General features: G+C 65.1%; 2 protein-coding genes. Both read right to left on the bottom strand.

The window, feature by feature from the left end:
• Window positions 1–344: heme-dependent oxidative N-demethylase subunit alpha family protein (locus EN984_RS36810; RefSeq protein WP_127384461.1), on the bottom strand; the 344-nt coding region annotated here is incomplete at its 3' end.
• Window positions 345–356: 12 nt separating this feature from the next.
• Window positions 357–648 (bottom strand): aminotransferase class IV (locus EN984_RS36805; RefSeq protein WP_206517592.1); only part of this gene is annotated, 292 nt, incomplete at its 5' end.

Genomic DNA, 648 nt, shown 5'->3' with positions numbered 1-648 from the left:
GGCGCCTCGGCGAGGGAAGCAGGCAGACGGCCCGCCGCGCCCGCCACCTCGACGCCTGATCCGCCGAGCCGATGGGTTTCGGGGAACCTCTCCAGGAGATGCGCAGCGAGCAAGTCGAGCACTTCCTGCTGGGCATCGCGCGTGCCGTCCTCCTCGACGAAAACGCGCTCTGGGATTTCGGCATAGAGCCGGTGCTTTTCGGCGAGATACGGCAGCAGATGGCCGTCGATCTCGATCCAGTCCGCCGGATCGAGCGGCTTCAGCCCGATACTGAACAGTTTCGACGAGCCGTCATAGGGCGTGTGGGTGGGGAGCGTATGCTCTGGGGGCGTGTGAGTGGGCACAGTCGTCCTGTTTCAGGTCAGTCTTGCGGGGATCAGTCCGCGCAGCGAATTGCCGACGAACAGGGACTTGGCGGATTTCAGATCGTCCAAGCTGTAGATCGCTTCGCGGGCGCGGCCTTCATCCAGAAGCTGCGCGCGCAATACACCAGGCAGCAGGCCGCAGTCGAGCCGGGGCGTGGCCAGCACGCCGTCGCCGAGATCGGCAAAGACATTGGTGATCGTGCCTTCACAGATCTCGCCGCGCTCGTTGGCCATAAGCACCTCGTCGGCCTGGGTGATGAGGTGTTCGGCGCGGGCACGCGTG

It is taken from the genome of Mesorhizobium sp. M7A.F.Ca.CA.004.12.1.1, from assembly GCF_003997835.1.
In the GTDB taxonomy this organism is placed as follows: domain Bacteria; phylum Pseudomonadota; class Alphaproteobacteria; order Rhizobiales; family Rhizobiaceae; genus Mesorhizobium.
Note: the sequence above shows the minus strand (reverse complement) of the source record. Positions and strands in the feature narration are given on the sequence as shown.